Raw genomic sequence first — 25104 nt, forward strand, 5'->3', positions numbered from 1 at the left:
CAGCTGCTCGCCAGCTGACCTGAGCACCACCAGCACACCGGCCGGGGCCCCCCCCGCGGGGCCCGGGCCGTGGCCCTGGTCAGTCGCGGGGCGCCCGCGCAGGCCCCGGGAACGCCTCCGGCCGCCGGCCGCGCCCCCCCCCCCGGGCCCTGGTCAGACCAGTACGGGGGTCAGCCCAGGTCGACCGAGCGCGCGAAGCGGGCGCCGATCTCGGCGGCGATCGCCGTCAGCACGTCCTGCGGGATCTCGCTGTCCACGGTGATCGAGGCGAGCGCGCTGCCGCCGTCCCGGGCGACCTGCATGCCCGCGATGTTGATGCCCGCGTCACCGAGGTGGCGGCCGAGCACGCCGACCACGCCGGGGCGGTCCTCGTACTTGAAGAAGGCCATGTGGTCGGTGAGCGCCACGTCGACGTCGAAGGTGTCCACGCCGACGATCTTCTGGGCCTGCTTGGGGCCGGCCAGCGTGCCGGAGATGGCGATCTCCTCGCCGTTGCCGAGCGTGCCGCGCACGGTGATCACGTTGCGGTGCTCGGCGCTCTCGCTGGAGGTGGTCAGGCGGACCTCGACGCCGCGCTCCTGGGCGAACAGCGGGGCGTTGACGTAGGACACCGTCTCCGCCACGACGTCCTCGAACACGCCCTTGAGCGCGGACAGTTCGAGCACCTTCACGTCGTGCTGGGTGATCTCGCCGCGGACCTCGACGTCCAGCCGGACGGCCACCTCGCCGGCCAGCGCGGTGAAGATCCGGCCGAGCTTCTCGGCCAGCGGCAGGCCCGGGCGCACGTCCTCGGCGATCACGCCACCCTGGACGTTGACGGCGTCCGGTACCAGCTCGCCGGCCAGCGCCAGGCGCACCGACCTGGCGACCGCGATGCCGGCCTTCTCCTGTGCCTCGTCGGTGGAGGCGCCCAGGTGCGGGGTGGCGACCACGTTGTCGAAGGCGAACAGCGGGGAGTCGGTGCACGGCTCCTTGGCGTAGACGTCCAGGCCCGCGCCGGCCACCCGGCCCTCGCGCAGGGCGGCGGCGAGCGCCTCCTCGTCCACGATGCCGCCGCGGGCGGCGTTGACGATGCGCACGCTCGGCTTGACCTTGTGCAGCGCCTCGTCGCCGATCAGGCCGATCGTCTCGGGGGTCTTGGGGAGGTGGACGGTGATGAAGTCCGAGACCTCCAGCAGCTCCTCCAGCGAGACCAGCTTGACGCCCATCTGGGCGGCCCGGGCGGCCTGGATGTAGGGGTCGTACGCGACGATCTTCATCCCGAACGCGGACATCCGCTGGGCGACCAGGACACCGATCCGGCCGAGGCCGACCACGCCGAGGGTCTTCTCGCTCAGCTCGACGCCGGTGTACTTGTTGCGCTTCCACTCGCCCTGCTTGAGCGCCGCGTTGGCCGGGGCGATGTTGCGGGCGACGGAGATCAGCAGGCCGCAGGCGAGCTCGGCGGCGGTGACGATGTTGGAGGTCGGCGCGTTCACGACCATCACGCCGGCCTTGGTGGCGGCGGCCACGTCCACGTTGTCCAGGCCGACGCCGGCCCGGGCGACCACCTTGAGCTTGCGGGCGACGGCCAGCGCCTCGGCGTCGACCTTGGTGGCGGAGCGGATCAGGATCGCGTCCACGTCGGCGATCGCGGTGAGCAGCTCGGTGCGGTCGGCGCCGTTGCAGTGGCGGATCTCGAAGTCGGGGCCGAGGGCGTCGACGGTGGCGGGCGACAGCTCTTCGGCGATCAGTACGACGGCGCTCTTGGAGGTCACAGTGCTCACGACAGTGTTGTCCTTAACTGTCCGGTTCCCCGGCGCACGTAGGTGGCGTGTGAGGGCGGGGAAGGTGGCATGGCCGCGTAGGTAGACGCACGACGCTGTGGGCCTGACGCGCACTCGGGAGTGTATCGACGGGCTGGGTACCAGGCTGCTCCCGTCCGGCGAAATCACCCGGACGAGAGCAGCCTACTTGTACAAGGAAGTTACAAAATACGGGACGAAAAGGCTCAGGCCTTCTCGTTGACCCAGCTCATCAGCGAGCGCAGCTTCTTGCCGGTGGTCTCCAGCAGGTGGTCCTCGTCGGCCTTCTTGTACTCGTTGTACTTGGGCAGACCCGCCTTGTACTCGGCGATCCAGGTCTTGGCGAAGGTGCCGTCCTGGATCTCGGCCAGGACCTTCTTCATCTCGGCCTTGGTGTCGGCGGTGATGATGCGCGGGCCGGTGACGTAGTCGCCCCACTCGGCGGTCTCGGAGACCGACCAGCGCATCTTCTCCAGGCCGCCCTCGTACATCAGGTCGACGATCAGCTTGAGCTCGTGCAGGCACTCGAAGTAGGCGATCTCCGGCTGGTAGCCGGCCTCGACCAGGGTCTCGAACCCGGCCTTCACCAGGGCTGCGGTGCCACCGCAGAGGACGGCCTGCTCACCGAACAGGTCGGTCTCGGTCTCCTCGGTGAAGGTGGTCTTGATGACGCCGGCCTTGGTGGCGCCCAGGCCCTTGGCGTAGGACAGCGCGAGGTCGAAGGCCTTGCCCGAGGCGTCCTGCTCGACCGCGACGATCGCGGGGACGCCGCGGCCCTCCTCGTACTGGCGGCGGACCAGGTGGCCCGGGCCCTTCGGGGCGACCATGCAGACGTCGACGTCCGCCGGGGGCTTGATGAAGCCGAAGCGGATGTTCAGGCCGTGCCCGAAGAACAGGGCGTCGCCCGCCTTCAGGTGCGGCGCGATGTCGGCCTCGTAGACGTCGGCCTGGATCGGGTCCGGCACCAGGATCATGATGACGTCGGCCTCGGCCGCGGCCTCGGCGGGGGTGACCACGCGCAGGCCGGCCTCCTCGGCCTTGGCACGGGACTTGGACTCCGGCTTGAGGCCGACCCGGACGTCGGCGCCGGAGTCGCGCAGGGACAGCGCGTGGGCGTGGCCCTGGCTGCCGTAGCCGATGACCGCGACCTTGCGGCCCTGGATGATGGACAGGTCGGCGTCGTCTTCGTAGAACAGCTCGGCCACGGGGGCACATCTCCTTGCGTGTTGGTGCCGGGTACGCGGTTTCCTACCGTATGCGCACCCGGCGCGGTGCGGTCGTTTACTTCAGAAGGTGAGACAGCGCTGGGGTCAGGCGCTGCGGTCGAGGGCGCGCAGCGAGCGGTCCGTGATGGAACGCGCGCCGCGGCCGATGGCGACCAGGCCGGACTGGACCAACTCCTTGATGCCGTAAGGCTCCAGCATCCGGAGCATGGCCTCCAGCTTGTCCGAGCTGCCGGTGGCCTCGATGGTCACCGCTTCCGGCGACACGTCGACGGTCTTGGCACGGAACAGCTGGACGATCTCGACGATCTGCGACCGGGTCTCGTTGTCGGCGCGGACCTTCACCAGAACCAGTTCCCGCTGGATCGCAGCGGCCTGGTCGAGTTCGACGATCTTTATCACGTTCACGAGCTTGTTGAGCTGCTTGGTGACCTGTTCCAGCGGGAGGTCCTCGACGTTGACCACGATCGTCATCCGGGACACGTCCGGGTGCTCGGTCGGGCCGACGGCGAGGGAGTCGATGTTGAAGCCCCGACGGGAGAACAGCGCGGCGATGCGGGCGAGCACGCCGGGCTTGTTCTCGACCAGGACGGAGAGGGTGTGCTTGGACATGTGGTTCCTCAGTCGTTCCGGGGTGTCAGGGGCCGTCAGTCGAGGTCGTCGCCGAAGTCGGGCCGGACGCCCTTGGCGAACTGGATCTCGTCGTTGCTGGTGCCGGCCGCGACCATCGGCCACACCATCGCGTCCTGGTGGACGATGAAGTCGATGACCACCGGGCGGTCGTTGATCTCCATCGCCTGCCGGATGACCGCGTCCAGGTCCTCGGGGCGCTCGCAGCGCAGGCCGACGCAGCCCATCGCCTCGGACAGCAGGACGAAGTCGGGGATCCGGGTGCCCTGGGCCGGCGGCGCGATGCCGTCGTGCTCCGGGCCGGAGTGCAGCACGGTGTTGGAGTAGCGCTGGTTGTAGAACAGCGTCTGCCACTGCCGGACCATGCCCAGCGAGCCGTTGTTGATGACCGCGACCTTGATCGGGATGTCGTTCAGGGCGCAGGTGACCAGCTCCTGGTTGGTCATCTGGAAGCAGCCGTCGCCGTCGATGGCCCAGACCGCGGACTCCGGGCGGCCCGCCTTGGCGCCCATCGCCGCCGGGACGGCGTAGCCCATGGTGCCGGCGCCGCCGGAGTTGAGCCAGGTGCCGGGCTTCTCGAAGCGGATGTACTGCGAGCTCCACATCTGGTGCTGGCCGACGCCCGCCGCGTAGATCGCCTCCGGGCCGACCAGTTGGCCGATCCGCTCGATGACCTGCTGCGGGGAGAGCTGGCCGTCCGGGGCCGGCTCGAAGCCCAGCGGGTAGGTCTTCTTCCACGCGTCGAGCTTCTCCCACCACTCGGCGTAGTCGCCCTTGTGGCCGGCGTCGAACTCGGCCTGGACGGCGACGATCAGGTCGGCCAGCACCTCGCGGGCGTCGCCGACGATCGGCACGTCCGCCGGGCGGTTCTTGCCGATCTCGGCCGGGTCGATGTCCGCGTGCACGATCTTGGCGTACGGGGCGAAGCTGTCCAGCTTGCCGGTGACCCGGTCGTCGAAGCGGGCGCCGAGGGTGAACAGCAGGTCCGACTTCTGCAGCGCGGTGACGGCCGGGACGGAGCCGTGCATGCCGGGCATGCCCAGGTGCTGGGGGTGGCTGTCCGGGAAGGCGCCGAGGGCCATCAGGGTGGTGACGACCGGGGCGCCGGTCAGCTCGACGAGGATCCGCAGCTCGGCGGTGGCGTTCGCCTTGAGCACGCCGCCGCCGACGTAGAGCACCGGGCGCTTGCTGCCGACCAGCAGCTTCGCGGCCTCGCGGATCTGCTTGGCGTGCGGCTTGGTGACCGGGCGGTAGCCGGGCAGCGCGGTCTCGACCGGCCAGCGGAAGGTGGTGGTGGCCTGGAGGGCGTCCTTGGCGATGTCGACCAGGACCGGGCCGGGGCGGCCGGTGGCGGCGATGTGGAAGGCCTCGGCGATCACCCGGGGGATCTCGGCCGGATCGGTGACCAGGTAGTTGTGCTTGGTGATCGGCATCGTGATGCCGCAGATGTCCGCCTCCTGGAAGGCGTCGGTGCCGATCGCCTTGGAGGCGACCTGGCCGGTGATCGCGACGATCGGCACGGAGTCCATGTACGCGTCGGCGATCGGGGTGACCAGGTTGGTGGCACCGGGGCCGGAGGTGGCCATGCAGACCCCGACCCGGCCGGTGGCCTGGGCGTACCCGGTGGCGGCGTGACCGGCGCCCTGCTCGTGCCGGACCAGGATGTGGCGCACCTTGACCGAGTCCATCAGCGGGTCGTACGCGGGGAGGATGGCCCCGCCCGGGATGCCGAAGACGGTGTCGGCACCCACGGCCTCGAGCGAGCGGATGAGCGACTGGGCGCCGGTCATGGTCTCGGCGACGTGCTGGGGAGCCTGGGCGGCCGGGGTGTCCCCGCGGCGGGGGGATGCGGCGTGCTCGGTCATCTGCCTGTCTCTTCTCGGGTTTTGCCGGCCCGGTGCTGCGGGCCCCGGTGCTGCGAGGGTGGGGTCCCGGTCCGGGCCGATCGCCGGCTCTGCCTCAATCGTCCCGCCGATTCCGACGAGTCGGACGTCTCGGGGCGGTCGGGGCCAGGGGTCTTGCGGTTGGAACAGCGTCAGTGCAACAAAAAACCCCTCGTGCCCAAGGGCATGCGAGGGGTGGCGCGTCGGTCTGTCACGAGCGGGGCTTGCGAGCCCACTCAGCCGACGCGCCCGCCAAGTACGAGAATTCGGGTGCGCATGGCAACGACCTTCCTCCCGTCCGGGGTGGCGTGTCAAGCAGGTGGGATGACCGTCTCGCCATGCGGACCGGCTCCCGGACCGGTCACGGCCCGGTGTTCGGGCAGGTCGGGGGCCCCGTGGTGGGGTACGGCACGGCCCCCCTGGGCGTCCGGGCGGCCACCCGTCCGGGTGTCCGCGGCCAGGTAGCCGCGGCGGGCGGAGAGCGTGCCGAGCGGCTTGGGCAGCGGGTAGCCGCGGCGGGCCAGCGCCCGGCGCAGCCGGGTCTCGTCCAGCGGCGGGGCGAAGGCCGAGCCCTGGCCGAACCGGCAGCCCAGCTCCTGGAGGGCGGCGACCTGCCGGGGCAGGTCCACCCCCTCGGCGGCGGTGGCCATCCCGAGGTCCCGGCCGAGCCGCAGGGCGTGCCCGGCCAGGGTGCGGCTGAGCCCGGACTCGCCCAGGTCCTGGACCAGCGTGCGGTCCAGCTTGAGCCCGTCCAGCGGCAGTCGGGCGAGCGCCCCCAGCGAGCCGCTGCCCGCGCCGTAGCCGGCCAGCCAGGTGGAGACGCCGAGTCTGCGCAGCGCGGCCAGCCGGCGGCCGAGCTCGTCCGCGAGCGGGTCCGGGCCCATCCGGGCCACCTCGATCACCAGCTCGCCGGCCGGCAGCCCGCTGTCGCGCAGCGCCGCGGCCACCGTCTCGTACAGGCCGGGCGAGCAGAGCCGCTCGATCGAGAGCCGGACGGCCACCGGGACGGGCGCCGGGGCGCCGGGGCGCCGGCCGGCCGGGTCGCGGCGGTCGGCCGCGGCCGCCACCGCCTCGTGCACCAGCCAGCGGGAGAACCGGGTGGCCGCGTCGCCGTGCTCGGCCGAGCGCATGAACTCGGCCGGGGTGAGCAGCAGCCCGCCCGCCGAGCGCCAGCGGGCCTGGGCCTCGACGGCGGTCACCGCGCCGCTGGTGAGGTCCACCACGGGCTGGTGGAGCAGGGTGAAGCCGCCCTCCCGGACGGCCACCCGCAGCCGTTCCTCCAGCTCGGAGCGGCGCTCCAGGTCGGCCCGCATCGCGGGGGCGTAGAGCACCACCCGGCCCTTGCCCTCGGACTTGGCCCGGTACATCGCCAGGTCGGCGTTGCGCATCAGCTCGTCGGCGGCGGCCCTGGGGTCGGCGGCCGGGCCGCGTTCGGGGGTGCCGAAGGCGATGCCGATGCTGGCGGCGACGCCGAGTTCGACGCCGCCGATCCAGTACGGCTCGGAGAGCGCGACCCGCAGCCGCTCGGCCAGTTCCTGGACCTGGAGCCGGCCGAGCGGGCCGCAGACCAGCGCGGCGAACTCGTCGCCGCCGAACCGGGCCACGGTGTCCCCGCAGCGGACGGCGCCCTGCAGCCGGCGGGCCGCCTGCACCAGCAGCTCGTCCCCGACCTGGTGGCCGGCGGTGTCGTTGACCGCCTTGAAGCCGTCCAGGTCGAGGAAGAGCACCGCGATGCCGGCGCCCGTCCCGCCCTGCTGGCCGCGGGTGCCGAGGGCGCCGCGCAGCCGCTGGGCGAACAGCGCCCGGTTGGGCAGGTCGGTGAGCGGGTCGTGGAAGGCGTTGTGCTGCAACTGAGCCTGGAGCATGACGCGTTCGGTGACGTCCCGGCTGTTCAGCAGCAGCCCGTCGCGGTGCCGGCTGACGGTCGACTCGACGTGCAGCCACTCCCCGATCCCGGAGCTGATCCGGCACTCCACCCGGGCCGAGGGCTCGACCGTGCCCGGGGTGCGGTGGGCGGCCAGCCGCACCCGCGCGAGGTAGCGGCGGACCTCGGCGAGCACCCGGTCCACGTCCTCGGGGTGGACCAGGTCCAGCAGGTTGCCGCCGACCAGTTCCTCCGGGTCCCGCCCGTAGACGCCGAGCGCCGCCGGGGAGACGTACGAGAGCACGCCGTTGGCCCCGGCGATCATGATGACGTCGCTGGACCCCTGCACCAGGGAGCGGAAGTGCGACTCCTTGTGGGCGAGTTCCTGGGCCAGCGAGAGATTGTCGAGCAGCATGACGCCTTGCCTGAGGATCAGTGCCAGCCCGACGGTGCACGCGGCCGCGGCCACCACGCGGTCCAACTGCCGTCCGCCGAGGGCGTTGTAGAGGATTCCGGCGGTGCACACCGCGGCCGCCGCGTAGGGCGTGAGCGCACTGAAGGTGGTGGCCACCCGGCGGCGCGGCAGGCCGCCGGCCGAGGGGTGCTCGCGCAGCGGGCGGCGCCAGCGCGAGGACCACGGCGCCCACGCGAGCAGCAGGCTGCCGGAGAACCAGCCGGCGTCCAGCAGTTCGCCGGAGTGGTAGTTGCTGTGCAGCTCCGGGGAGGTGAACAGGGCGTCGCAGATGACCGTGACGGCGAGCGCGATCATCGCGGTGTGCACCGCCGCCCGGTTGCCGTCCCGGCCGCCGAAGCGCAGTCCCACCACCAGGCTGACCAGCAGGATGTCCAGCACCGGGTAGGCCAGATTGAGGGCCAGCCGCAGCGGGGAGCCGTCCTCGCCGGCCGCGATCCGGCCGAGCGCCAGGCTCCAGCTGAGGGTGAACAGCGAGCCGGCGATCAGCCAGCCGTCGAGCAGCAGGCACAGCCAGCCGGCCGCCGTCCGCGGGTGCTGGGCGAGCACCAGCACGCCGGTGATGGCGAGCGGGGCGAACAGCAGGAAGGCGTACGGGGCGAGCGAGTTCTGCGGCAGCGCGGTGCGCACGACCACCTCGTACCAGCCCCAGGTGCCGTTGCCGAAGGCCACCATGAGCGAGGAGAGGCCGAACAGCAGCCAGGCCGGGCGGGCGTGGCCGGCGACCGTGCAGCCGTACACCAGGCAGGACAGCGCGGCCGCGAGGGCCGCCGCGGCGAGCCCGAAATCACCCATGAAGGCGGCGAGTTGGTGGGATCCCCAGCTGGTGGCGGCGCCCAGCGCATAGGCCAGGCAGAGCACGCCGAGGACCAGGCCGGGCAGCGAGCGGCTCTCCCGGAGCCGGCCCAGCGGACCGCGTCCGACCGGCCCCGGCGGCTCGGGCGCGGACGTGTCGGCGGGCGGCACGCCCGGTCGTCCGGATCCGGGCAGCACCGTATCGGTGGAGCTCACTCGGCCTCTCCCCCTCCGGCCCGGGGCCTGGCGCCCCGGCCACGGACCACCGGCCGCGCACCTCTCGACCGTACGCGGTGGCCTGGCGCCCCGTCGGGACGGCGGCCCAGGGGGTGGGCGGCCGTCCGGCCACCGCACCGCACCGATGCTCCCGGTCGGGACCCTACACCAATTCCGTCACTCAATGACACGCACACTCAACTTAGAGTAATGGCGACAGAGCGGGGAAAGGCACCCGATTCCGACCGATCGGCCCGGTTGGCGGCGGCGCGCGGGCAGGGGCTCACGCGGCGCGCACGGGAGCACGCAACGGCGCCCGGCCACCCGGGCGGCCCCGGCCGCCGACCGTTCGGACACGGTCGGCGACCTGCGGGTTCACCGGCCCGAGGGGGCCGGGTCGTCGGGGAACAGCCGCAGCCGGTGGGCCAGCGCGGCGGCCTCGCCACGGCCGCCGACCTCCAGCTTTCCCAGGATGTTGGACACGTGCACGCTTGCGGTCTTCGGAGAGATGTACAGCTCCTCGGCGATCTGCCGGTTGGTCCAGCCCCGGGCGAGCAGCCGGAGCACGTCCCGCTCACGGGGGGTGAGCCCGAAGGAGTCCCCGACCGCCGGGGCCGGTCCCGCCGCCGCGGCCGGGCGCTCCACCGGGGCCAGCGTGAGCCCCGCGCGCTCCGCCAGTGCGGTGACCTGGGCCGCGAGCGGCCGGTCGCCCCGGGCGGTCGCCAGTTCGCCCGCCTCGCGCAGCAGTTCGGTCGCGGCCTCGCGCCGCCCGGCCCGCACCTGGGCCTCGGCGCCGCGCAGCAGCGCGAGCGCCAGCGGGTACGGCAGCCCGGTCGACCGCAGCTCGGTGGCCGCCTCCGCCCACTGCCCGGTGGTGTCCGCGGCCGCGGCCCGGGCCAGCTCGGCCTCCAGCAGCCGGGCCCAGCCGTGGTGCAGCGGCGACTGGGGCCGCAGCTGGGTGGCCGCGGCGGCGATCGCGGTCAGCGCCTCGGCCCGGCCCGCGCCGGTCTCCGGCACGCCCAGGCTGTCCGCCTCCACCCCGGCGGCCTCCACCAGCAGCGGGTAGACGTCGGACTCGTAACCGAGCCGCCCGTCCTCCGCGAGCGCGGCGAGCAGTTCCGCCCGGGCGTCCAGCGGCCGCCCGTTGTGCGCGGCGATCCGCACCGCCAGGCGGCTGATCGGCACGCTGTGCTGCGCCTGGCCGAAACGGTTCGCCGACCGGGCCTGCGCCAGCATGGTCGCCGCAGTCGCGAAGTCCCCGCGCAGCACGGCGAGGTCGCCGCGCATCCGGTCCAGGAACTCCGCGTGGGAGCCGGGCAGGCCGATCAGCTCGCTGGCGGTGAGCAGTTCCTCCGCCTCCCGCACCTGCCCGAGGTCGGCGAGCGCCTCGACCAGGTTGCCGGTCAGGATGTTGCCGATGTTGCGCTGCAGCCCGTTGCCGTCCGCGAACTCCAGCCCCTCCCGGGCCAGTCGGACGGCCTCCTCGGCCCGGCCCAGTCCGCGCTGCATGCTGGCCAGGTTGTTGATGCCGCGCAGCAGGAGGTCCGGGATGCCCAGCGCCCGGGCCCGCTCGACCGCGGCCGTCAGCTCGGCCAGCCCGCCCTCGGCGTCGCCCAGCAGGTCGTAGCGCAGGCTGCCGAGGGTCATCCGGGCGTGCACCTCGACCGAGTGGGCGCCGACCTCCCGGGCGATCCCGATCGCCCGCTCGGCCAGTTTGAGGTGTTCGAGGCGGGGCGCCCGGACCACCGCCACGCCCGCGGCCAGGGCGAACACCTCGGCCTGGGTCGCGGACGGCGGCAGGTGCTCCACCAGCCGGTGGGCGCGGGTGATCTCCTCGTCGTCCCCGGAGCGGCGCAGGTTGCCCAGCATCCGGGCCCGGTTGATCCGGAACCAGGCCGCGCGCACCGGGTGCTCGGCCTCGTCGACCAGCCGGATTCCGCGCTTGGCCAGGCTCAGCCCGCGCTCGCGGTCACCGCAGCGCCGGGCCGCGACCACCGCCTCGGCCAGCACGTCGACCAGCTGGATCCGGTCGCAGTCCGCGTCCGCGGGGCTGTGGTCGCAGGAGCCGGGCGGGTAGGTCTCGGCCCAGTCGTACGGGCGCAGGGTGTGCGCCAGCACCTCCTCGGAGACCAGGTCCCACAGCTCCAACCCCCGCTCCAGCATGCCGAGTTGCTCGGCGAAGGCGTTGCGGCGCCGGGCCGCGCGGGCGGCGTCCAGGGCGGTCGGCAGGGCCCGGGCCGGGTCGTGGGCGTGGTACCAGTAGTTGGCCAGCCGGGCGGGCAGCGCGTCGGCCGGGACGAGTTGCGGCCGGGCCTCCACCGCGAGCGCGAACTTGCGGTTGATCCGGTGCCGTTCGCCGGGCAGCAGGTCGTCCGAGACGGCCTCGCGGACCAGCGCGTGCCGGAACCGGTAGCCCTCGCCCTCGCTGTCCGGGCGCAGGATGTTGGCGCCGACGGCCGCCCGCAGCGCCTCGATCAGCGCCTCCTCGTCGTCGGCCAGGACGGCGGCCAGCAGGGCGTGTTCGACGTGCGAGCCGCCCTCGGCGGCGATCCGCACCACCTTCTGGGCCTCCTCGTCCAGGCTCTCCACCCGGACCAGCAGGATGTCCCGCAGCGAGTCGGTGAGGCCGGCGCCGCAGCCGTCCTCGAAGGCGGTGGCCAGCTCCTCGACGAAGAACGGGTTCCCCTCCGAGCGGCGCAGGATCCGGTCTACCAGCTGGCGGTCGGGGGCGCCCGTGCCGAGGATGCCGGCCAGCTGGGCCGCGACCTCGCGGCGGCCGAAGCGCTCCAGCTCCAGGCGCTGCACGGTGCGCAGCCGCTCCAGCTCGGCCAGGAAGGGGCGCAGCGGGTGGCGGCGGTGCAGGTCGTCGGTGCGGTAGGTGGCGACCAGCAGCACCCGGGAGCGGTGCAGGGTGCGCACCAGGAAGGCGAGCAGTTCGCGGGTGGAGCGGTCGGACCAGTGCAGGTCCTCCACGGCGAACACGAGGGTACGTTCCGCGCCGAACCGTTCGAACAGTCTTGCGGTGTGCTCGAACAGTCGGGCCCGGCCGTACTCGTCGTTGGGTTCGCCGTCCCCCTCGCCGAACTCGGAGAGCAGCCGGGCGAGATGGCCCTCGCTGCCGGCCGCGGCCGCCTCGAACTCGGCGCCCAGCGCGCGGTGCAGCCGGCGCAACGCGGCGGCGAGCGGCGCGTAGGGCAGGCCCTCGGCGCCGACCTCCAGACAGCTGCCGAGCGTGGTGACCGCTCCCCCGTCGGCGGCCCGCTGGAGGAACTCCTCCAGCAGCCGGGTCTTGCCGATCCCGGCCTCGCCGCCGATCAGCACGGCCTGCGGGCTGCCGGTGCCCGCCCGGCGCAGCGCGTCGGTCAGTTCGGTGATCTCGCTGCCGCGGCCGACGAAGACGGGACTCACCGATATCTGCTGCATGGAGGCGAGCATGCCATAGCCGGAGCCACTGGTGAGAGGGGTTATCTCGCGGGGCGAACGCCCGGAGGGGAAGGCGCTCCCCCGCGGCGCCTCCCCCTCCGGAACTGCATCGGCACCGTCCTGGTGCCGGGTCGTCAGCATTCCGTCTGACGCACGGGGCGACGCTGGAAGCGGGCGGCCACCGGACGGCGGCGCAGCCGGGCGACCTGCTTGGCCTCGCGGACCAGACGCTCGTGCTCGGCGCGGGCTTCGAGCTCGTGGGCGTGCTGCTGGATGAGCTGGTACTCGATCACTTCGGGTTCCCCCTGGGGTTTCGCCTTCGTTTCCCTGACATGTAAGAGCTTCCTCCCCCAGTGGGGGGTGCCACATCGGGAGCGTGCCCCATCTTCCGAAGGCCGAGCGCCTTAGATTCGGCGCCAGAAAAGGTTTAAGGCCCCGTCTCACCTAGATACGTAGGTGAGACGGGGCCTTAGGCCTTACTTAGGGGGCCTTAGACGCCTTAGGCGCCTTAGGAAGGCGGGCTTGACGGCCTAGGCCGCCGAGCCTTCTCAGGTGACTCAGGCCGAGACGCCCAGCTTCTCCAGGATCAGGTCCTTGACCCGGGCCGCGTCCGCCTGGCCACGGGTGGCCTTCATGACCGCGCCGACCAGCGCACCCACGGCGGCGACCTTGCCGTCGCGGATCTTGGCGGCGATCGCCTCGTTCTCGGCGATGGCCTGGTCGACCGCGGCGCCCAGCGCGGAGTCGTCCGAGACCACGGCCAGGCCGCGCTTCTCGACGACCTCGTCCGGCTCGCCCTCGCCGGCCAGCACGGCCTCGATGACCTGGCGGGCCAGCTTGTCGTTCAGCTTGCCCTCGGCGACCAGCGCGGTGACCCGGGCGACCTGCGCCGGGGTGATCGGCTGCTCGCTCAGCTCGGTACCGGTCTCGTTGGCGCGACGGGCCAGCTCGCCCATCCACCACTTGCGGGCCTGGTCGGCGGGGGCGCCGGCCGCGATGGTCTCCTGGATCGGCTCCACCGCACCGGCGTTGAGCACCGACTGCATGTCCTTGTCGGTCAGGCCCCACTCGGCCTGCAGCCGGGCGCGGCGCACCCGCGGCAGCTCCGGCAGCCCGGCCCGCAGCTCCTCGACCCACGCCCGGGCGGGGGCCACCGGCACCAGGTCCGGCTCGGGGAAGTAGCGGTAGTCCTCGGCGTTGTCCTTGATCCGGCCCGAGGTGGTGGAGCCGTCCTCCTCGTGGAAGTGACGGGTCTCCTGGACGATGGTGCCGCCGTCGGTCAGCACGGTGGCGTGCCGCTGGATCTCGAACCGGGCGGCCCGCTCCACGCTGCGCAGGGAGTTGACGTTCTTGGTCTCCGAGCGGGTGCCGAAGGTCTCGGTGCCGTTCGGGCGCAGCGACAGGTTGACGTCGCAGCGCATCTGGCCCTTGTCCATCCGGGCCTCGGAGACGCCCAGCGCCTTGATCAGCTCGCGCAGCTCGGCCACGTAGGCCTTGGCGACCTCGGGGGCGCGCTCGCCGGCGCCGACGATCGGCTTGGTGACGATCTCGATCAGCGGGATGCCGGCCCGGTTGTAGTCGAGCAGCGAGTGGGTGGCCCCGTGGATGCGACCGGTGGCGCCGCCGACGTGGCTGGACTTGCCGGTGTCCTCCTCCATGTGGGCGCGCTCGATCTCCACCCGGAAGGTCGTGCCGTCCTCCAGCTGCACGTCGAGGTAGCCGTTGAAGGCGATCGGCTCGTCGTACTGCGAGGTCTGGAAGTTCTTGGGCATGTCCGGGTAGAAGTAGTTCTTCCGCGCGAACCGGCACCACTCGGCGATCTCGCAGTTCAGCGCGAGGCCGATCTTGACTGCCGACTCCACGCCGATCGCGTTGACCACCGGGAGCGAGCCCGGCAGGCCCAGGCAGGTCGGGCAGGTCTGGCTGTTCGGCTCGGCGCCCAGCTCGGTCGAGCAACCGCAGAACATCTTGGTCTTGGTACCCAGCTCGACGTGGACCTCAAGGCCCATCACCGGGTCGTACGACGCGAGAGCGTCCTCGTAGGAGACCAGGTTCATGACGCTCACAGCGTCCCTTCTCACTTGAAGCTTGGGAGGTACGGGCCCGGCCGCCGCATCGCGCGGGGCCGGGCCGGGGCGCTCGGATCGACTCAGCCCAGCAGCACGTCGTCGGAGGCGAGCTGACGCAGCTCGCGCACCAGCAGGGCGGTGCCGGTGATCAGCGCGGCGGCGCCGACCAGGGCGTTGACCAGCTTGAGGGTGTCGCTCTCCTCGCGCGCCTTGCGGACGTCCTTGACCACGGAGATCGCACCGAACGCGCTGGTACCGATGGACAGCCACAGCCCGGGCTTGCTGTGCTTCCACCCCTTGATGGAGCTCTGGGCCTTGAGGGAGCTCTGGGCCTTGGCCTTCTCGATCTTGCTCACAGTGCCGGTACCTCCTCCAGCAGGGTGTGCCCCCACTTGTCGTTGAGCGCGGCCTCGACGGCGCCGCCCACGCGATACAGGCGGTCGTCCGCCATCGCGGGAGCGATGATCTGCAGGCCGACCGGGAGATTGTCCTCCGGCGCCAGGCCGACCGGCAGCGACATGGCCGCGTTGCCCGCCAGGTTGGACGGGATCGTGCACAGGTCGGCCAGGTACATCGCCATCGGGTCGTCGGCGCGCTCGCCGATCGGGAAGGCGGTGGTCGGCGTGGTCGGCGAGACCAGCACGTCCACACCGGCGAAGGCGGCGTCGAAGTCCCGCGAGATGAGCGTGCGGACCTTCTGGGCCGAGCCGTAGTAGGCGTCGTAGTAGCCCGAGGAGAGGGCGTAGGTGCCCAGGATGATGCGGCGCTTGACCTCGTCGCCGAAGCCGGCCTCGCGAGTCAGCGCGGTGACCTCCTCGGCCGAGCGCGAGCCGTCGTCGCCGACCCGCAGGCCGTAGCGCATGGCGTCGAAGCGGGCCAGGTTGGAGGAGCACTCCGACGGCGCGATCAGGTAGTACGCCGGCAGCGCCAGGGTGAAGGACGGGCAGGACACCTCGACGACCTCGGCGCCCAGCTCGCGCAGCAGCTCCACCGACTCGTCGAAGCGCTGCATCACGCCGGTCTGGTAGCCCTCGCCGGCGAACTCCTTGACGACGCCGATCCGCATGCCGCGGACGTCGCGCATCCTCGCGGCCTCGACCACGGCCGGGACGGGCGCGTCGATCGAGGTGGAGTCCAGCGGGTCGTGGCCGGCGATGGCCTCGTGCAGCAGGGCCGCGTCCAGCACCGTGCGGGCGCACGGGCCGCCCTGGTCCAGGCTGCTGGAGAAGGCGACCAGGCCGTAGCGGGACACCGAGCCGTAGGTCGGCTTGACGCCGACGGTGCCGGTGACGGCGCCGGGCTGGCGGATCGAGCCGCCGGTGTCGGTGCCGATCGCCAGCGGGGCCTCGAAGGCGGCCAGCGCGGCGGCCGAACCGCCGCCGGAGCCGCCCGGGATGCGGGTGAGGTCCCACGGGTTGCCGGTCGGGCCGTAGGCCGAGTTCTCGGTGGAGGAGCCCATCGCGAACTCGTCCATGTTGGTCTTGCCGAGGATGACCACGCCCGCGTCCTTGAGACGGGTGGTCAGGGTGGCGTCGTAGGGCGGGATCCAGCCCTCGAGCATCTTGGACCCGCAGGTGGTCGGGATGCCCTTGGTGGTGAAGACGTCCTTGAGCGCGAGCGGGACGCCGGCCAGCGGGCCCAGCTCCTCGCCCTTGGCGCGCTTGTCGTCGACGGCCCTGGCGGCGGCCAGCGCACCCTCGGTGTCGACGTGCAGGAAGGCGTTGACCTTCTTGTCGACGGCCTCGATGCGGTCCAGGTGCGCCTGGGCGACCTCGACGGCGGAGACCTCGCCCTTGGCGATGGCGCCCGCGGTCTCGGCCGCGGTGTACTTGATCAGCTCGGTCATCTCGGTCAGTCCTCCCCGAGGATCTGCGGCACACGGAAACGCTGCTCCTCGGCGGCGGGGGCGCCGGACAGCGCCTGCTCCGGGGTCAGCGACGGTCGCACCTCGTCCGCGCGCATGACGTTGGTCAGCGGCAGCGGGTGGGAGGTCGGCGGGACGTCCTGTCCGGCGACCTCGGAAACGCGGGCGACCGCGCCGATGATCACGTCGAGCTGCTCGGCGAAGTGGTCCAGCTCTTCGGGCTTCAGCTCAAGACGCGACAGCCGGGCGAGGTGGGCGACCTCCTCGCGCGTGATGCCAGGCATGCAGCGATCCTCAGGGTGAGTTCTGGTGAGACCCGGCGACGCCTGCGGCGGTGCCGGGCCCGGGCAGGAGCAGCCGGGTTCGGCGCTCCGTCCTCGTGGTCTTTGGACCCCATCCTATGGGGCCCGGCCCGGCCACCGGCCAACGAGTGGACCTGCGGCCCCGTTACCGTCCCCGTCGCCCCCGTCACCCCCGCCGCTACTGCGGCCCGGTGCGGGCCCAACCCTGCGCGCCCGGCGTCTGGAAGCCGACCTGCGCGGCGGGCAGCGCCTGGCCGCGCTGCCCGGCCTGCAGGGCGGGCGGCAGCACCGGCGGGAGGGTCGGCGGCCGCACCGGCGACAGCGGGGACGGCCGGTCGGCCGGCTTGACCGCGGCGGCGCGGTCGACCGGCTTGATGATCGACGGGAGCTGCGGCGGCGCGCCGAGCCGCTCCACCGTCGGGGCGCCGGTGGTGCGGTGCACCCGCAGCCAGGCGGTGGCCTGCTCGGCGGGCAGCGCGGCGGACACCAGCCAGCCCTGGACGGCGTCCACGCCCATGCAGTGCAGCCGTTCCCAGGTCTCGTCGTCCTCGACGCCCTCGGCGACCACGGTCAGGCCGAGCGAGTGGGCCAGCTCGACCGAGCAGCGGACCACCGCCGCGTCGTGGTCGTCGGCGACCATCCGGGAGACGAAGGAACGGTCGATCTTGAGCTCGCCGACCGGCAGGCTGCGCAGCCGCACCAGCGAGGAGTGCCCGGTGCCGAAGTCGTCCAGGGACATCCCGACGCCGTAGCCGCGCAGTTCCGCCAGGGTGTCGGCGGCGCGCCGGGAGTCGTCCAGCAGCAGCCGCTCGGTGATCTCCAGCTGGAGCGCGTGGGCCGGCACCTGGTGGCGGACCAGGTGCCCGGCGACGCGCTGGGCGAAGCCGGGGTTGAGCACGTCGCGCGGCGAGACGTTGACCGCGACCTGCACCTGGAGGCCCTGCTCGCGCCAGTAGGCGAGCTGGCCGACCGCCGCCTCCAGCACGTAGTCGGTGAGCCGGGGCATCAGTCCGCTGGACTCGGCGAGCCCGACGAACTCGTCCGGGGAGACCTTCCCCTGCCCGGGCCGCTCCCAGCGCAGCAGCGCCTCCAGGCCCACCACCCGGCCGTCGAAGGCCACCTTCGGCTGGTAGTGCAGCTGCACCTCGCCGGTCTCCAGGGCCCGGCGGAGGTCCCCGAGCAGGCCGATCCGGTACGGGGTGTCGGCGTCCTGGGTCTCGTCGTACTGGGCGACCCCGCTGCACTCGCGCTGGGCGTGGCCCATCGCCACGTCGGCGCGGCGCAGCAGCGACTCGGCGTCCTGGGCGCCCTGCGGGTAGACGCAGACGCCGGCGCTGGCCTCCAGCACCAGCAGCAGGCCGTCCAGCCGGATCGGCGCGGCGAGTTCGGCGATCAGGGCCTTGGCGACCCGCTCCAGGCTGTCGGGGCAGTTGATGCCGGGGAGCAGGACGGCGAACTCGTCGCCGCCCATCCGGGCCACCATGGGGCGTCCGCGCCGGTAGTGCCGGGGCAGGCCGGCGAAGACGTCGTCGATGGACTCCCGGGTGGCGCTGCCGGCCGGGCCGCCGGAACGCAGCGCCCGGTGCAGCCGGCGGGCGATGTGAACCAGGAGGCGGTCACCGGCCGTATGACCAAGTGTGTCGTTGAGTGATCGGAAGCGGTCGAGGTCAAGCAGGATGAGACCGACGCTGTACCCTTCCTCGCGCTCGACGATCGCCTCCTGGGCGGCCAGCAGCAAGGCCTGACGGTTGGGCAGATCCGTCAGGGGATCGGTCAGCTGGTCGCGGGCCCGGTCCCGGGCGATCCGCCAGGCCGCCACCAGGACGGCCAGCGGTACCGCGAACAGCGGCAGCAGTTCGGGTTCGAACCGGTAGACCAGGACGGCCAGCGGGATGAGCGGCGCGGCTCCGGCCAGCAGCACGCCGAGCAGCAGGACCGCACCTGCCACCCCCTGCGGCGGGCGTGTGGGCGCGCCGCCGGTCGAACGATCCATAAGCCCTGTCCTCCGTCGGGCCCGCCCCGTCAGGCCGCCTTACGGTGAGGCACCGTGCCGGTACCGACAGCTGCCGGGCATGGAGCGACCCCGAGGAGCACCGGCTCGGCCGGTGCCCCCACCCCTGCTGACACTCTGTTGCGCTCCAGGGTATGCCGGGGTCTCCCCGGTGGGCAGACTTTCGGACAACCGGAAACGCGCCACCGCGCCCGGGTGTCGCACAGTGACACAATGCCCGCTTTCACCGGGCGGCACCCGGTGACGCCGCATCAGGACGATAACAACCCGGATCCGGCCGGCGGCGGCCCGGGTCCGCCCGGGGTCAGCCCTCCGCGGGTGCCTCGACGACCTCCTCCGCCGCGGCGGGCTCCGGAAGTCCCAGGTGGGCGCGGGCGGCAGACGGTCCGTCGGCGAGCAGCACCGCGAAGCCCGCGTCGTCCAGGACCGGCAGGCCGAGCTGAACTGCCTTGTCATACTTGGACCCTGGGTTATCACCGGCGACCACGAAGTCGGTCTTCTTCGAAACCGAACCGGTCACCTTCGCTCCACGCGAGGTCAGCGCCTCCTTGGCGCCGTCCCGGGTGTGGCCCGCCAGCGTCCCGGTGACGACCACGGTCAGGCCCTCCAGCGGGCGCTCCGCCTCCTCCTCGTCCGCGAACTCCTCGACGAAGCGGACCCCGGCGGCCCGCCACTTCTCCAGGATCTCCCGGTGCCACTCCTCCTCGAACCACTCCCGGATCGAGCGGGCGATGGTCGGGCCCACGCCCTCGACCGCCGCCAACTCCTCCTCGGTGGCCGAGAAGACCCGGTCCAGGTCACGGAACTCGCGCGCCAGCTCCTGCGCCGCCACCGGGCCCACGTGCCGGATCGACAGGCCGTTCAGGAAGCGCCAGAGCGGGCGGTCCTTCGCCCCCTCCAGGTTGTCCAGCAGGGTCTGCAGCGACTTCTTCGGCTCGCCCTTGGTCGTGGCGAAGAAGAAGACCTCCTTCTCCTTGCCCGTCCGGTCGTCCAGCTTGGGCATGCCGGTCTTCTGGTCGCGCACCAGCACCTTGATCGGCAGCAGCTGCTCCGCCGTCAGCCCGAAGACGTCCCCCTCGTTGTGCACCGGGGCCTCGGCCGGCTCCAGCGGCTGGGTCAGCGCGGTCGCCGCGACGTAGCCCAGCCCCTCGACGTCCAGGCACTGCCGGCCGCCGAGGAAGGCGATCCGCTCCCGGATCTGGGCCGGGCAGTGCTGGGCGTTCGGGCAGCGCAGGTCGATGTCCCCCTCGGACATCGGGCGCAGCTCGGCGGCGCACTCCGGGCAGTGCGAGGGCATCACGAAGGCCTGCTCGGTGCCGTCCCGCAGGTCGTAGACCGGGCCGAGGATCTCCGGGATGACGTCGCCGGCCTTGCGCAGCACCACGGTGTCGCCGAGCAGGACGTCCTTGGCCTTGACCACGTCCTGGTTGTGCAGCGTCGCGTACTGCACCATCGAGCCGGCCACCTTCACCGGCTCGGCCAGCACCGCGTACGGGGTGGCCCGGCCGGTGCGCCCGACGCCGACCTTGATCTCGGCCAGCTTGCCGGTGACCTCCTCCGGCGGGTACTTCCAGGCGATCGCCCAGCGCGGGGACTTGGAGGTGGCGCCGAGCCGGCCCTGGAGGGCGATCTCGTCCACCTTGACCACGACGCCGTCGATCTCGTGCTCGACCGAGTGCCGCTGCTCGCCGAAGTACTTGATGAAGGCGCGCACGTCGGCCAGCGTGCCGACCACCTTGTTGTGCCGGGCGGTGGGCAGGCCCCAGTCGTGCAGCAGCCGGTAGGCGTGCGACTGGTTGTCGATGTCGAAGCCGACCCGGGCGCCGATGCCGTGCACCACCATGTGCAGCGGGCGGGAGGCGGTGACGTGCGGGTCCTTCTGGCGCAGCGAACCGGCCGCGGCGTTGCGGGGGTTCATGAACAGCCGGATCATCGCCCGGGGCCGCTTGCCCTCCTTGGCGCGCTCCTCGTTCTCCTGCCGACGGCGCTCGTTCTCCGCCGCGAACGAGGCGTTGAGCGCGTCGAACTCCTCGGTCGGGAAGTAGACCTCGCCGCGGATCTCCACCAGCGCCGGGAGGTCGTCGCCCTTGAGCCGGTGCGGGATCTCCTTGATGGTGCGGACGTTGGCGGTGATGTCCTCGCCGACCCGGCCGTCGCCGCGGGTCGCCGCCTGCACCAACTGGCCGTTCTCGTAGGTGAGGTTGACGGCCAGGCCGTCCACCTTGAGCTCGCACAGGTAGTGGTACTCGATGCCGTGCAGCTCGGTGGCGACCCGGTCCGCCCAGGCGCCGAGCTCCTCGTCGTCCATCGCGTTGTCCAGGCTGAGCAGCCGCTCGCGGTGCTCGACGGCGGCGAACAGCGCGGTGGGGGCGCCGCCGACCCGCTGGGTCGGCGACTCCGGCGTCACCAGGGCCGGGTGCTCGGCCTCCAGCTCCTCCAGTTCGCGCATCAGCGCGTCGAACTCGGCGTCGCTGACGACCGGCGCGTCCTGCTCGTAGTACCGGGCGCGGTGGTCGGTGATCTCCTGCGCCAGCTCGGCGTGCCGCCGGCGCACCTCCGCCGGGACGTCCTCCCAGCCCTCGACAGCCGTCACCGCAAGCCCTCCTACGTTCTCATTCCGGGTTGTCCACCAGGCTCTGCGCCGCCCGCGCAGCGAGCTGCAGCGCCGTGCGCGCGTAGGCAGGGGAGGCCCCGGCGAGCCCGCAGGTCGGCGTCACCAGCACGCGGCGGCCCAGCAGCTCCGGAGCGAACCCGAGCCTGCGCCACAAGGTCCTGATCCCCTGGACACTACCGGCCGGGTCGGACACCGCCTGGTCAACGGAGGGCACGACACCGGCGAGGATCGCCGTGCCGCCCTCCACCGCCTCGCCCAGGTCGTCGTCCTGGCGCTCGGTGAGGAGGGAGAAGTCCAGCGAGATCCCGGCGACTCCGGCCCGGCGCAGCAGCGGCACCGGCACCTCCGGCGCGCAGGAGTGCACCACGACCGGCGCGTCCAGGCCGCGGATCAGCTCGCGCAGCACCTCCTCGGCGACCTGCCGGTCGACGGCGCGCAGCCGCTGGAAGCCGCTGGCGGTCCGCACCGACCCGGCCAGCACGGCGGGCAGCGAGGGCTCGTCCAGCTGGAGCACCACCTCGGCCCCCGGCACGCGCTTGCGGACCTCGGCGAGGTGGCGGCGCAGCCCCTCGGTGAGCGAGCCGGCGACGTCCCGGCAGGCGCCGGGGTCGGCGAGCGCCTTCTCGCCGTGCTTGAGCTCGATGGCGGCCGCCAGCGTCCAGGGGCCGACGGCCTGGAGCTTGAGCGCCCCCCGGTACCCCTGGGTGTACTCCTCCAGGGCGTCCAGGTCCTCGCCGAGCCAGGAGTGGGCGCGGCGGGTGTCCCGGCCGGGGCGGTCGGCGAACCGCCAGCCGCTGGGCTCGGTCTGCGCGAAGAGCTCGACCAGCAGGCCGGCGCTGCGGCCGATCATGTCGGCGCCCGGCCCGCGGGCGGGCAGTTCGGGCAGGAACGGCAGCTGCTCCAGCGCCCCGGTGGAGGTCCTGGCGGCCTCCCGGGCGTCGGTGCCGGGCAGCGAGCCGACGCCGGTGGCGGCGCCGCGCAGGTCGGGGAAGGGGTGTCCGGTGCTCACCCGTCCGAGCCTAGTGCGCGGCGCCGCCGACGTTCGCCGGTGTCCCGGTCAGCGCCGCCGGTCAGCGGCCGGGGCGGACGGTGATGTCGGTGATCTCGGCGTCCCGGGAGGCGTCCAGGGCCGCCAGGACGGCCTTCGCGACGGACTCCGGCTCGATCCAGCGGGCGGCGTCGTACTCCTTGCCCTCCTGCTGGTGCACCTTGGCCTGCATCGCGGTGGCGGTGCGGCCCGGGTAGACCGAGGTGACCCGCACACCGTTCCCGTGCTCCTCCTGGCGCAGCGCGTCGGCGAGCGCCTTGAGCCCGTGCTTGCTGGCCGCGTACGCCGACCACTCGGCGTGGGCGGTGAGGCCGGCGCCGGAGTTGACGAACACCACGTGGCCCTTGGCCAGGCGCAGCGAGGGCAGCAGCAGCCGGGTCAGCTCGGCGGGGGCGACCAGGTTGACGTTCAGGGTGTCCTGCCAGGCCTTCACCGGCAGGTCGCCCACCGTGCCCAGCTCCACCGCGCCGGCCACGTGCAGGACGGAGTCCAGCTCGACGGGCAGGGCCTGGTGCCCGAAGGCCCAGGACAGCTTGGCGGGGTCGCCGAGGTCGCCGACCAGGGTGCGGGCACCGGGGAAGCGGTCCCGCAGCTCGCCGGCCCGCCGGGCGTCCCGGGCGAGCAGCCAGAGTTCGTCCCCGCGCTCGGCGAGCTTCTCGGTCAGGACGGCGCCGATGCCGGAACCGGCACCGGTGATCAGGTGTGCAGCCATGGTCCCGATCCTCTCAGGCCTTGAGCAGCGCGAAGACCTCGGCCGGCGTGTCGGCGAAGCCGACCAGCTCGGCCAGCGGCCGCGGCAGGAAGCCCTCGGCGTCCATCCGCTCCAGCTGGGTGCGCAGGCCCGTGTAGAAGCCCTCGGTGTCCAGCAGGACGACCGGCTTGTCGAAGATCCCGTGCTTCTTGAGCTCCAGCACCTCGGTGACCTCGTCCATCGTGCCCAGCCCGCCGACCAGCACCACGACGGCGTCCGCCCGGGCGGCCAACTCCCGCTTGCGCTCGGCCAGATCGGCGGTCATCACCAGCTCGTCGGCACCGTCGTATCCCTTGTGCCTGAGCATCTCGACCAGCACGCCGACGAGTCGGCCGCCGGCCGCCTTCACCTCGTCGGCGAGCAGGCCCATCAGGCCGGCGTTGGAGCCGCCCCAGACCAGGGTGTGCCCGCCCTCCCCGAGCAGCCGGGCGAATTCGGCGGCGGGGGCGGAGTAGCGGTCGTCGAGCGAGTACGCGGAGCAGAAGACGCAAATGTTCATGATGCCGTCCGGTCTATCACGTCCGCCCGCCGCCGCTCACCGGCTTTACCCCCGGCTCCCTCCTCACCGACGACTCCCCGCAACCCCTAGGGTGCTGTCCGTGCGCCACCTCGAGATATCCGACCTGATCACGGCCGTGGACCCGCGCGACGGCCGACGGCTCCCGGTCCGGCGCGACGACGTCGTCCGGCAGCTGCGCGAGAGCGGCGACGGGCGCGCGGCCCGGATCGTCGCCGGGCTGCCCACCGACCGGGACGGCGCACTCGACCCCGGTGCCGTGGACCGCCTGCTGATCAGCGTGCACACCGAACTCCAGCAGTTGAGCGAGGAACTGCGCATCGGCGAACGCCTGGTCCACGTCCTCGGTCCGCTCTTCACCGCGATCCGGACGGCCACCGGGCAGCCCGGGCCGTACCGCCTGGTCGACATCGGGTGCGGTCTCGGCTACCTGGTCCGCTGGCTGGCGGCCACCGACGCCCTGGGCCCCGACGTCGAACTGGTCGGGGTCGACCTCAACGCCGCGCTGGTCGGCGAGGCGGAGCGCCTCGCCCGCGCCGAGGGACTCGACTGCCGTTTCGTGCACGGGAACGCCTTCGAACTGCCGGAGGCCGCAACGGTCTACGTCTCCACCGGCGTCCTCCACCACTTCCGTGGCCCGGCCCTGACCGAGTTCTTCCGGGCCCAGGCCGCCTCACCGGCACTCGCCTTCTGCCACTTCGACATCGCCTCGACCCGACTGGCGCCCGTCGGCGCCTGGATCTTCCACCTCGCCCGGATGCGCCACCCGCTCGGCCGCCACGACGGCGTCGTCTCCGCGCTGCGCGCGCACAGCGACGAACTGCTGCTGCGCGCCGCCTCGGCACCCGGGATGCGCGCGCTGGTGTACGAACCGCGCGGCCTGTCGAACCCGTTCTGCACCACGCTGCGCCCGGTCATCGGTGTGCGCCCACCGTTGGAGGCGCCGCTGCGCCGGACCCTCGGCCGGGCCGCCCGCCGCCTGGTGGGCCCGGAGCACCTCGCCGGGGCCACCCGATGACGCCCGCCGTGCCCCTCGCGTTCCTCGGCCTGGTCGACGCGACGTGCAGCGGCTTCCGCGCCTACGCCGGACGCGACGCCCGCATCCGCAAACACCGGGCCGCGGCCCGGGCCGCCCTGCGCGGGCTGGCCGTCGGGGCCCTCCTGCTGCTCGCCCCCGCGCTGACCGCCGCCCTGCTGCTGCTGACGGCGACCGACCGGGCCGGGGCCTACGCCGCCCTGGCCGCCGGCGGCGACGGGTACCTGCTCCCGCTCGTCCCCTACGCCGGCGCCGTACTGCTCTCCCTCGCCGCCTACTTCGCCCTGCCGTTCCGCGCCAGCACGCTCGCCATGGTCATCGGCCTCGGCCCGCTCACCCTGCTGCGCCCGCTCGCCGTCGCCGCCGCCTGCCTCGGCGCGGTCCTGGGCGGCGGCGGTGCGTCCGGCCTGCTGGTCGGCGCGATCGCGGGCACCGCCATGCTGGGCGTCGAACCCCTGGTGCACCGGCGCTGGTACCGGCGGGTGCAGTGAGGGGCCCGCTGTGACCGGGCGGGCCCGGGCCAACCGGGCCCCGCGGGCGGGGCCCGGGGGTGGGATGAGTGGGTTATAAACAAAATAAGCGGGCGACCACAAATCAAGTGT

Annotated in this window: 17 protein-coding genes and 1 pseudogene; 2 read left to right on the forward strand and 16 right to left on the reverse strand. The window is 72.9% G+C overall.

The genetic code is table 11. From position 1 onward, the window contains the following. Positions 1–170 precede the first annotated feature (170 nt). From serA to ACFWXO_RS34605, 16 genes and pseudogenes are all read right to left on the reverse strand, one after another. The gene (gene serA / locus ACFWXO_RS34530; RefSeq protein WP_375891560.1) at positions 171–1757 is read right to left on the reverse strand and encodes a phosphoglycerate dehydrogenase; all 1587 of its coding nucleotides are present in this window, start codon (positions 1755–1757) and stop codon (positions 171–173) included. A 233-nt stretch (positions 1758–1990) separates the two neighbouring features. Further along, on the reverse strand, positions 1991–2989 hold the full coding sequence (gene ilvC / locus ACFWXO_RS34535) for a ketol-acid reductoisomerase (protein WP_375891552.1): 999 nt from the start codon (positions 2987–2989) through the stop codon (positions 1991–1993). A gap of 105 nt (positions 2990–3094) precedes the next feature. Then, positions 3095–3619 carry an acetolactate synthase small subunit gene (ilvN, locus tag ACFWXO_RS34540; protein ID WP_097236150.1) on the reverse strand — a complete coding sequence of 175 codons (525 nt, stop codon included), beginning with the start codon at positions 3617–3619 and terminating at the stop codon, positions 3095–3097. 35 nt (positions 3620–3654) lie between these two features. Continuing rightward, positions 3655–5502 (reverse strand): acetolactate synthase large subunit, encoded by a 1848-nt coding sequence (locus ACFWXO_RS34545; RefSeq protein ID WP_380528977.1) that lies wholly within the window; start codon positions 5500–5502, stop codon positions 3655–3657. 329 nt (positions 5503–5831) lie between these two features. Next, positions 5832–8765: a putative bifunctional diguanylate cyclase/phosphodiesterase gene (locus ACFWXO_RS34550; RefSeq protein WP_380529002.1), complete on the reverse strand. Its 2934-nt coding sequence runs from the start codon at positions 8763–8765 to the stop codon at positions 5832–5834. A gap of 477 nt (positions 8766–9242) precedes the next feature. After that, positions 9243–12290 (reverse strand): helix-turn-helix transcriptional regulator, encoded by a 3048-nt coding sequence (locus ACFWXO_RS34555; RefSeq protein ID WP_375891550.1) that lies wholly within the window; start codon positions 12288–12290, stop codon positions 9243–9245. Positions 12291–12424: 134 nt separating this feature from the next. Next, complete coding sequence (locus ACFWXO_RS34560; protein ID WP_375891549.1) at positions 12425–12583, reverse strand: hypothetical protein; 159 nt, start codon at positions 12581–12583, stop codon at positions 12425–12427. A 264-nt stretch (positions 12584–12847) separates the two neighbouring features. Further along, positions 12848–14356, reverse strand: coding sequence for an Asp-tRNA(Asn)/Glu-tRNA(Gln) amidotransferase subunit GatB (gatB, locus tag ACFWXO_RS34565; RefSeq protein ID WP_380528980.1), 1509 nt, complete (start codon positions 14354–14356; stop codon positions 12848–12850). An 83-nt stretch (positions 14357–14439) separates the two neighbouring features. Next, positions 14440–14715 (reverse strand): hypothetical protein, encoded by a 276-nt coding sequence (locus ACFWXO_RS34570; protein WP_380528982.1) that lies wholly within the window; start codon positions 14713–14715, stop codon positions 14440–14442. Next, positions 14712–16205 (reverse strand): Asp-tRNA(Asn)/Glu-tRNA(Gln) amidotransferase subunit GatA, encoded by a 1494-nt coding sequence (gene gatA / locus ACFWXO_RS34575; RefSeq protein WP_380396893.1) that lies wholly within the window; start codon positions 16203–16205, stop codon positions 14712–14714. The genes ACFWXO_RS34570 and gatA overlap by 4 nt, the downstream gene beginning before the upstream one ends. A gap of 5 nt (positions 16206–16210) precedes the next feature. Further along, positions 16211–16507: an Asp-tRNA(Asn)/Glu-tRNA(Gln) amidotransferase subunit GatC gene (gene gatC, locus ACFWXO_RS34580; protein ID WP_030057414.1), complete on the reverse strand. Its 297-nt coding sequence runs from the start codon at positions 16505–16507 to the stop codon at positions 16211–16213. A 196-nt stretch (positions 16508–16703) separates the two neighbouring features. Then, positions 16704–18455 (reverse strand): annotated as a pseudogene (locus tag ACFWXO_RS34585) (putative bifunctional diguanylate cyclase/phosphodiesterase); the annotation flags it as partial. 385 nt (positions 18456–18840) lie between these two features. Then, the gene (gene ligA, locus ACFWXO_RS34590) at positions 18841–21129 is read right to left on the reverse strand and encodes an NAD-dependent DNA ligase LigA (protein ID WP_380528984.1); all 2289 of its coding nucleotides are present in this window, start codon (positions 21127–21129) and stop codon (positions 18841–18843) included. Between the two features lie 19 nt (positions 21130–21148). Next, positions 21149–22159: a methionine synthase gene (locus ACFWXO_RS34595; protein ID WP_380528986.1), complete on the reverse strand. Its 1011-nt coding sequence runs from the start codon at positions 22157–22159 to the stop codon at positions 21149–21151. A gap of 61 nt (positions 22160–22220) precedes the next feature. Continuing rightward, positions 22221–22910 (reverse strand): SDR family oxidoreductase, encoded by a 690-nt coding sequence (locus ACFWXO_RS34600; protein WP_375891544.1) that lies wholly within the window; start codon positions 22908–22910, stop codon positions 22221–22223. A 13-nt stretch (positions 22911–22923) separates the two neighbouring features. Then, a complete protein-coding gene (locus tag ACFWXO_RS34605) occupies positions 22924–23448 on the reverse strand; it encodes a TIGR00730 family Rossman fold protein (RefSeq protein ID WP_375891543.1) in 525 nt (174 codons plus the stop codon). 100 nt (positions 23449–23548) lie between these two features. On the opposite strand from ACFWXO_RS34605, the gene ACFWXO_RS34610 reads away from it, so the two are divergent. Then, on the forward strand, positions 23549–24484 hold the full coding sequence (locus tag ACFWXO_RS34610) for a class I SAM-dependent methyltransferase (RefSeq protein ID WP_380528989.1): 936 nt from the start codon (positions 23549–23551) through the stop codon (positions 24482–24484). Between the two features lie 8 nt (positions 24485–24492). Then, positions 24493–24993 carry a hypothetical protein gene (locus tag ACFWXO_RS34615; RefSeq protein WP_380528991.1) on the forward strand — a complete coding sequence of 167 codons (501 nt, stop codon included), beginning with the start codon at positions 24493–24495 and terminating at the stop codon, positions 24991–24993. Positions 24994–25104: the final 111 nt, after the last annotated feature.

It is taken from the genome of Kitasatospora sp. NPDC059088, from assembly GCF_042738155.1.
In the GTDB taxonomy this organism is placed as follows: Bacteria; Actinomycetota; Actinomycetes; order Streptomycetales; family Streptomycetaceae; genus Kitasatospora.

Excerpts from the sequence above, each read along its gene's own strand:
- ilvN (WP_097236150.1), bottom strand. The coding sequence starts at position 3,619 with ATGTCCAAGCACACCCTCTCCGTCCTGGTCGAGAACAAGCCCGGCGTG.
- ACFWXO_RS34545 (WP_380528977.1), bottom strand. The coding sequence starts at position 5,502 with ATGACCGAGCACGCCGCATCCCCCCGCCGCGGGGACACCCCGGCCGCC.
- ACFWXO_RS34555 (WP_375891550.1), bottom strand. The coding sequence starts at position 12,290 with ATGCAGCAGATATCGGTGAGTCCCGTCTTCGTCGGCCGCGGCAGCGAG.
- gatA (WP_380396893.1), bottom strand. The coding sequence starts at position 16,205 with ATGACCGAGCTGATCAAGTACACCGCGGCCGAGACCGCGGGCGCCATC.
- gatC (WP_030057414.1), bottom strand. The coding sequence starts at position 16,507 with ATGCCTGGCATCACGCGCGAGGAGGTCGCCCACCTCGCCCGGCTGTCG.
- ACFWXO_RS34600 (WP_375891544.1), bottom strand. The coding sequence starts at position 22,910 with ATGGCTGCACACCTGATCACCGGTGCCGGTTCCGGCATCGGCGCCGTC.
- ACFWXO_RS34605 (WP_375891543.1), bottom strand. The coding sequence starts at position 23,448 with ATGAACATTTGCGTCTTCTGCTCCGCGTACTCGCTCGACGACCGCTAC.